The 6,787-nt window shown below is 70.4% G+C and carries 7 protein-coding genes; all 7 read right to left on the minus strand.

Features of this window, described 5'->3' with window-relative positions; genetic code table 11:
- Nucleotides 1-20 precede the first annotated feature (20 nt).
- Complete coding sequence (locus ACWGIG_RS18855) at nt 21-1,307, minus strand: serine hydroxymethyltransferase (RefSeq protein WP_453322742.1); 1,287 nt, start codon at nt 1,305-1,307, stop codon at nt 21-23.
- Nucleotides 1,308-1,395: 88 nt separating this feature from the next.
- On the minus strand, nt 1,396-2,043 hold the full coding sequence (locus ACWGIG_RS18860; RefSeq protein WP_453322743.1) for an arsenate reductase/protein-tyrosine-phosphatase family protein: 648 nt from the start codon (nt 2,041-2,043) through the stop codon (nt 1,396-1,398).
- Nucleotides 2,040-2,687, minus strand: a complete 648-nt coding sequence (locus tag ACWGIG_RS18865) for an L-threonylcarbamoyladenylate synthase (RefSeq protein WP_453322744.1) — start codon at nt 2,685-2,687, stop codon at nt 2,040-2,042. The genes ACWGIG_RS18860 and ACWGIG_RS18865 overlap by 4 nt, the downstream gene beginning before the upstream one ends.
- Nucleotides 2,688-2,737: 50 nt before the next feature.
- Nucleotides 2,738-3,583, minus strand: a complete 846-nt coding sequence (gene prmC / locus ACWGIG_RS18870; RefSeq protein WP_453322745.1) for a peptide chain release factor N(5)-glutamine methyltransferase — start codon at nt 3,581-3,583, stop codon at nt 2,738-2,740.
- Between the two features lie 51 nt (nt 3,584-3,634).
- Nucleotides 3,635-4,714 (minus strand): peptide chain release factor 1, encoded by a 1,080-nt coding sequence (gene prfA / locus ACWGIG_RS18875; protein ID WP_453322746.1) that lies wholly within the window; start codon nt 4,712-4,714, stop codon nt 3,635-3,637.
- A 107-nt stretch (nt 4,715-4,821) separates the two neighbouring features.
- The gene (gene rpmE / locus ACWGIG_RS18880; RefSeq protein ID WP_453322747.1) at nt 4,822-5,046 is read right to left on the minus strand and encodes a 50S ribosomal protein L31; all 225 of its coding nucleotides are present in this window, start codon (nt 5,044-5,046) and stop codon (nt 4,822-4,824) included.
- Between the two features lie 172 nt (nt 5,047-5,218).
- Nucleotides 5,219-6,331 (minus strand): LCP family protein, encoded by a 1,113-nt coding sequence (locus ACWGIG_RS18885; protein WP_453322748.1) that lies wholly within the window; start codon nt 6,329-6,331, stop codon nt 5,219-5,221.
- Nucleotides 6,332-6,787 lie beyond the last annotated feature (456 nt).

A 6,787-nucleotide genomic window follows, 5' to 3' on the forward strand; every position in this document is an offset into this window, starting at 1 on the left:
GCCGGTTCCGCGCCGCCGATTCACCCCGCGTAAGGGGGAAACCTCCGGGCCAGCTCCCGTACCTCCGTGGGCGCATTCCGCTCTCCCCTCAGCGCCAGCGCGAACACCGCGACGATGCGCGCCATCTCCGCCTCCGCCATGCCCTGGGTGGTCACCGCGGCGGTCCCGAGCCGCAGACCGCGCCCTTCTCCGCCGTGACACTCTGCGGCTCCGCCGCGGGGAAGCGCACACGTGTCCAGCACCACTCCCGCCGCAGCCAGCAGCGCCCGCGCCTCCCGCCCGTCCATCCCGAGGGGTGCCGGATCGACGGTGATCAGATGGGTGTCCGTTCCGCCGGTCGTGACGGCAAGACCCTCGGCGGCCAGCCCTTCCGCCAGTACGCGCGCGTTGGAGACCACCTGATGGGCGTACGTGGTGAAGGCCGGCTGCGCCGCCTCGCCGAAGGCCACCGCCTTCGCCGCGATCGTGTGCATCTGCGCGCCGCCCTGGGTGAACGGGAACACCGCCCGGTCGATCCGCTCCGCCAGCTCCTCGCCGCACAGCAGCATCCCGCCGCGCGGCCCGCGCAGCACCTTGTGCGTGGTCGCGCAGACGACATCGGCGTACGGCACGGGATTGGGCGCCGCTCCCCCGGCGACAAGCCCTATCGGGTGCGCCGCGTCCGCCACCAGATACGCGCCGACGTCGTCCGCGATCGCACGGAAGGCGGCGTAGTCGGTGTGGCGGGGGTACGAGATCGAGCCAACGACGATCGCCCGGGGGCGGTGCGTACGCGCCAGGGCGTGCACCTGCTCGTGGTCGATCAGCCCGCTCTCCGCGTCGACGCCGTACCCCACCACGTCGAACCAGCGGCCGGAGAAGTTCGCGGGCGAGCCGTGTGTGAGGTGCCCGCCGGACGGCAGGCCCATCGCCAGGAGGGTGTCCCCCGGCTTCAGCAGCGCCGCGTACGCCGCGAGCACCGCGGCCGACCCCGAATGCGGCTGTACGTTCGCGTGCGCGGCCCCGAACAGCCCCTTCGCCCGGTCGGTCGCGATCCGCTCGGCGGCGTCGACGACCTCGCACCCGCCGTGGTGGCGTGCGCCCGGATACCCCTCCGCGTACTTGTTCGCGAGCGGCGAGCCGAGGGCGGCCAGTACGGCGGGCGAGGTGAAGTTCTCGGCGGCGATCAGCTGGAGCCCGTCCGCCTGCCGCCGTGTCTCGTCCCGTACGAGCGCGGCGATCTCGGGGTCCTGACGGGCGAGCGCGTCGAAGTCACCGCCCGGGTGGACGGGGGCCGGCGCGGGTGCGGGTGCAGTGATGGCGGGCATCTCTGGCTCCGGGCATCGGGAAGGGACTTCCGTGTGGTGTCCCCCAATGTAGGCCCGCCGTGCCGACCCTGCCCGGCGTAACGCCCACTCAGTGCTTCGCCGGGGCCCCTGTCAGCGCCGTCACGACCGGATCCAGCGCCGCGTTGATCTCCTCGCCGATCGAGCGGAAGAACGTGATCGGCGCGCCGTACGGGTCGTACACCTCGTCGGCCTCCTCGCTGGGGGCCAGCAGCCAGCCGCGCAGGGCGGCGGCGGCGCGGACCAGGGCGCGGGCGCGTTCGACGACGCCGTCCTCCAGCGGGTCCGGGAGGGTGAGCGGGTCTATGGCCCGTACGAGGCGGTTGAACTCCTTCAGGGTGAAGGTGCGCAGGCCCGCGGAGTGGCCCATGGAGATGACCTGGGCGCGGTGGTCGCGGGTCGCGGTGAGGACGAGGTCGGCGCGGATGACGTGCTCGTCGAGCAGTTCGCGGCCGGTGAAGCCGGAGGCGTCGGCGCCGAAGTCGGCGAGGACGGCGGCGGCGTTGGCCTCCATGGGAGCGCCCTCGTGCCCCCACGTGCCGGCGCTCTCCACGATCAGGCCACCGAAGAGGGGGTCGCCGAGGCGGTCCTCCAGGGCATGGCGGGTCAGCCGCTCGGTGATCGGCGAGCGGCAGACGTTGCCGGTGCTGACGTGGAGGATACGGAAGGTGGTCCCCGATATGCCTTCTGCTGTGCCACGCCCGTAGAGGGCGGTCAACTCGCCACCTCAAGATCGGGTACGACCTTGCGCAGCTCCTCCGCGCTGAGCACTCCGGCCCGCAGGAGCACCGGCACGGGGCCGGTGACGTCGACGATGGAGGACGGCAGGTTGCCGGGGGTGGGGCCGCCGTCCAGGTAGACGGAGACGGAGTCGCCCAGCATGTCCAGGGCCGCGTCGCAGTCCTCGGGGGCCGGGTGGCCCGTGAGGTTGCCGGAGGAGACGGCCATCGGGCCGACCTCGGTGAGCAGCTCGATGGCGACCGGGTGCAGCGGCATCCGGATGGCGACGGTGCCGCGGGTGTCGCCGAGGTCCCACTGGAGGGACGGCTGGTGCTTGGCGACGAGGGTCAGCCCGCCGGGCCAGAACGCGTCGACGAGCTCCCAGGCCTGCTCGGAGAAGTCGGTGACCAGGCCGTGCAGGGTGTTCGGGGAGCCGATGAGGACGGGGGTGGGCATGTTGCGGCCCCGGCCCTTGGCGTCGAGGAGGTCGGCGACCGCCTCGCTGCTGAACGCGTCCGCGCCGATCCCGTACACGGTGTCGGTGGGCAGCACGACCAGCTCGCCGCGGCGGACGGCCGAGGCGGCTTCGCGCAGACCGGTCTTGCGGTCGGTCGCGTCGTTGCAGTCGTATCGCCGTGCCATTTAACGGACCCCCTCGGGCAGGAACTTCGGGCTGTACGAGATCAGGCTGCTCACGGCATCGCCTTGCGGGCGGTCGCGAAGCGCGGCCTGTTGTTGAGGTCCGGGTGGTCGGCGGCATCCGCCCAGCCCCGCTCCTCGGTGAAGATCCACGGGACCTGGCCGCCCTGGGTGTCGGCGTGCTCGATGACGACGACTCCGCCCGGGCGCAGCAGCCGGTGCGCGGTGCGCTCGATGCCGCGGATCAGGTCGAGGCCGTCCTCGCCGGAGAACAGCGCCATCTCGGGGTCGTGGTCGCGGGCCTCGGGGGCGACGTACTCCCACTCGGTGAGGGGGATGTACGGCGGGTTGGAGATGACCAGGTCGACCTGGCCGTCCAGCTCGGGGAGCGCGCTGAGCGCGTCCCCGTGGTGCAGGACGACACGGGACCCCGCGACGTTCTTGCGGGTCCACTTCAGGGCGCCCTCGTCCAGCTCCACGGCGTGCACGCGCGAGCGCGGCACCTCCTGGGCCAGCGCGAGCGCGATGGCGCCCGAGCCGGTGCACAGGTCGGTGATCAGAGGTTCGACCACGTCCATGGCGCGTACGGCGTCTATGGCCCAGCTGACCACCGACTCGGTCTCCGGACGCGGTACGAACACACCGGGTCCGACCTGGAGCTCCAGGTAGCGGAAGAAGGCGCGCCCGGTGATGTGCTGGAGCGGTTCGCGGGCCTCGCGGCGGGCGATGGCCTCCCAGTAGCGGGCGTCGAAGTCGCTGTCGGGGACCCGGTGCAGCTCTCCCCGCTTGACACCGTGCACGAACGAGGCGAGCTCCTCCGCGTCGAAGCGCGGTGAGGGCACGCCGGCGTCGGCCAGCCGCTGGGTGGCCTGCGCCACCTCGGCGAGCAGCAGATTCATCCGGATCCTCCGGCTTGCAGGGGATGAGCTAAGGGCAGTGGTCGGGGACCGTTACTGCGCGGCGGCGAGCTTCGCCGCGGAGTCCGCGTCGACGAGGGCCTGGATGACGGCGGCGAGGTCGCCGTCGAGCACCTGGTCCAAGTTGTACGCCTTGAAGTTCACGCGGTGGTCGGAGATCCGGTTTTCCGGGAAGTTGTACGTCCGGATCTTCTCGGAGCGGTCGACCGTACGCACCTGGCTGCGACGCACGTCCGAGGCTTCGCGCTCGGCGGCCTCCTGGGCGGCGGCGAGCAGCCGGGAGCGCAGGATGCGCATGGCCTGCTCCTTGTTCTGGAGCTGGCTCTTCTCGTTCTGGCAGGAGGCGACGACACCGGTCGGCAGGTGCGTGATGCGCACCGCGGAGTCGGTGGTGTTGACGGACTGGCCGCCGGGGCCCGAGGAGCGGTACACGTCGATGCGCAGGTCGTTCATGTTGACCTCGACCTCGACCTCCTCGGCCTCGGGCGTGACGAGCACGCCGGCGGCCGAGGTGTGGATGCGGCCCTGCGACTCGGTGGAGGGCACGCGCTGCACGCGGTGCACGCCGCCCTCGTACTTGAGGCGGGCCCAGACGCCCTGGCCGGGCTCGGTCGCGCCGTTGCCGCCCTTGGTCTTGATGGCGACCTGGACGTCCTTGTAGCCGCCGAGCTCGGACTCGGTGGCGTCGATGATCTCGGTCTTCCAGCCGACGCGCTCCGCGTACCGCAGGTACATGCGCAGCAGGTCACCGGCGAACAGGGCCGACTCGTCGCCGCCCGCGCCCGCCTTGACCTCAAGGAGGACGTCCTTGTCGTCGCTGGGGTCCCGGGGGACGAGCAGCAGACGCAGTTCCTCGGTGATCTCGGCGCGCCGCTTCTCCAGGTCCTTGACCTCGGCCGCGAAGTCCGGGTCGTCCGCGATGAACTCGCGGGCCGTCTCGATGTCGTCGCCGGTCTGCTTCCAGGACAGGTACGTCCGGATGATCGGGGTCAGCTCGGCATAGCGCTTGTTGAGCTTGCGCGCGTTCGCCTGGTCCGCGTGGACAGACGGGTCGGCCAGCTTCTTCTCAAGATCGGCGTGCTCGCCGATCAGGTCCTCGACCGCCTCGAACATCTCGGGCTCCTGGGTTCGCTAAGTTGCGGAAGGTGCGGTGCGTCACGACAAAGCGCCGGTCATCGCCGCCCCTGTACGGAGCGGTCGAGGACCGGCGCGATGACTCGCTACTTCGCGGCGGAGCCGGCGGCCTTGCCGAAGCGGGCCTCGAAGCGGGCCACACGGCCACCGGTGTCGAGGATCTTCTGCTTGCCCGTGTAGAACGGGTGGCACTCGGAGCAGACCTCGGCACGAATGCTGCCCTCGGTCAGGGTGCTACGAGTGGTGAACGACGCGCCACAGGTGCAGCTGACCTGGGTCTCGACGTACTGGGGGTGAACATCGCGCTTCAAGGTGACTCCTAGGTTTCGGGAGGGCGCCGGGTCGCATCCGCGGATTTGCGGGTACGTGAACCGGGGCCGACGGACCAGTCTGCCAGGGCTGGCCCGCGCTTCAAAATTCGAAGGTAATCGTCTCAACGGGGACGGGCCCCGAGGTATTCCGGGCCGGGGCGGACGGCGGGTTTCAGCCGCTCTTGACGATCTTGCCGGCGTCGCCCTTGTCGCCCGCCGAGCCCTCGGTGACGGACGCCGGAATGGGCTGGTCCGCCCTGAGCGCCTGCCAGAGCTGCTGCCCCTGCTTCTCCAGCGGAATGACGCGGTTCGGGTCCTGGGGGTCGTACTGGACGGGCAGCGTGACCATCTTCATGTCCTCGGCGCCGATGCCCTTGAGGCCGCCCGCGAAGGAGATGAGGCTGTTCACGGAGGCCAGGTCGCTGTCGGTGGTGATGGCCTTGGTGGCCGCGTCGGCGAGGTCGTACAGCTTCTTCGGGTTGGTGAAGACGCCGACGTCCTTGACCTGGCCGATGAGGGCCTTCATGAACGCCTGCTGGAGCTGGATGCGGCCGAGGTCGCTGCCGTCGCCGACGCTCTTTCGCGTACGGACGAGGCCGAGGGACTGCTCACCGTTCAACTGGTGGGTGCCGGGCGGGAGATCGAGGTGGCTCTTGGTGTCCTTGATCGCCTTGTTGGTGGTGACCGGGACGCCGCCGAGCTCGTCGATGAGCTTCTTGAAGCCGGTGAAGTCGACCTCGACGTAGTGGTCCATCCGGATGCCGGACATCTGTTCCACGGTCTTCACCGCGCAGGCCGGTCCGCCGACCTCGTACGCCGTGTTGAACATCTGGCGCCGGGCGGTGGGGATCGGCGTCCTGCCGTCCTTGTCGGAGACGCAGTCGGGGCGGGATATCAGGGTGTCGCGCGGGATCGAGACGATGCTGGCCTTCTTGTGGCCGGGGTACACGTGCAGGATCATCGCGGTGTCGGAGCGGGCTCCGCCCTCGTCCGTGCCGTACTTGCCGTTGTCGCCGTGCCGGGAGTCGGAGCCGAGGACGAGGATGTCCTGCGAGCCGTTGTCGACCTCGTCGGGGCGGTTCGCCCCGAGGGCGCCGTTGATGTCGACGCCCTTGAGGTTGCCGTCGAGCTTGAAGTACACGTAGCCGAGACCGCCACCACCGACCAGCACCACCCCCGCGGCCACCCAGGCCAGCGTGGTGACGGCCCTGCGGCCCTTGGTGGGTCCCTTGCGGCGTTTGCCGCCGGCTCGTATTCGGCCGCTGCTCCTGCCCGTCCCGCTCATACGCTCCTCAGTCCCTCGTGGATACCCGCGTACCCCCTGCTGCCGTGGTGGATCAGGCACGGTTTGTCGACACTTGTCAGACGTTGAATTACCCAGAAGGGTTGCACAGCGTCCTGTGAGGGCCTCGGGGGAAGAGGGTCGCCGAGCATGCTCGCAGGGGTCTCTAAGAGCGCTTCTTATCTGCCCTGAGCTGGAGTTTTACGAGTCCGAAGGAGCCCCCGGACCATGATCACCGGCGGTGACGGGTGTGGCGCAGATCTCGAAAGGGTCACGAACTTCACGAACCGTCCGCATCCCCCACTCCAGCCCGCCCAGCGACCACTTCAGCCCGTCCGGCGTTTGAGGACGCGCGGGCGCAGCCCGTGCAGGGGTCCGGGGCGCAGCCCTGGCATGAACCCCGGCCACCCACAGGACCGGAGCCCCGAAACGGTACGGGCCCGGGGGCCGACACGTCAT

This window comes from Streptomyces sp. NPDC054863, from assembly GCF_053610825.1.

Excerpts from the sequence above, each read along its gene's own strand:
- ACWGIG_RS18855 (WP_453322742.1), bottom strand. The coding sequence starts at position 1,307 with ATGCCCGCCATCACTGCACCCGCACCCGCGCCGGCCCCCGTCCACCCG.
- ACWGIG_RS18885 (WP_453322748.1), bottom strand. The coding sequence starts at position 6,331 with ATGAGCGGGACGGGCAGGAGCAGCGGCCGAATACGAGCCGGCGGCAAA.
- ACWGIG_RS18865 (WP_453322744.1), bottom strand. The coding sequence starts at position 2,687 with ATGGCACGGCGATACGACTGCAACGACGCGACCGACCGCAAGACCGGT.
- prmC (WP_453322745.1), bottom strand. The coding sequence starts at position 3,583 with ATGAATCTGCTGCTCGCCGAGGTGGCGCAGGCCACCCAGCGGCTGGCC.
- prfA (WP_453322746.1), bottom strand. The coding sequence starts at position 4,714 with ATGTTCGAGGCGGTCGAGGACCTGATCGGCGAGCACGCCGATCTTGAG.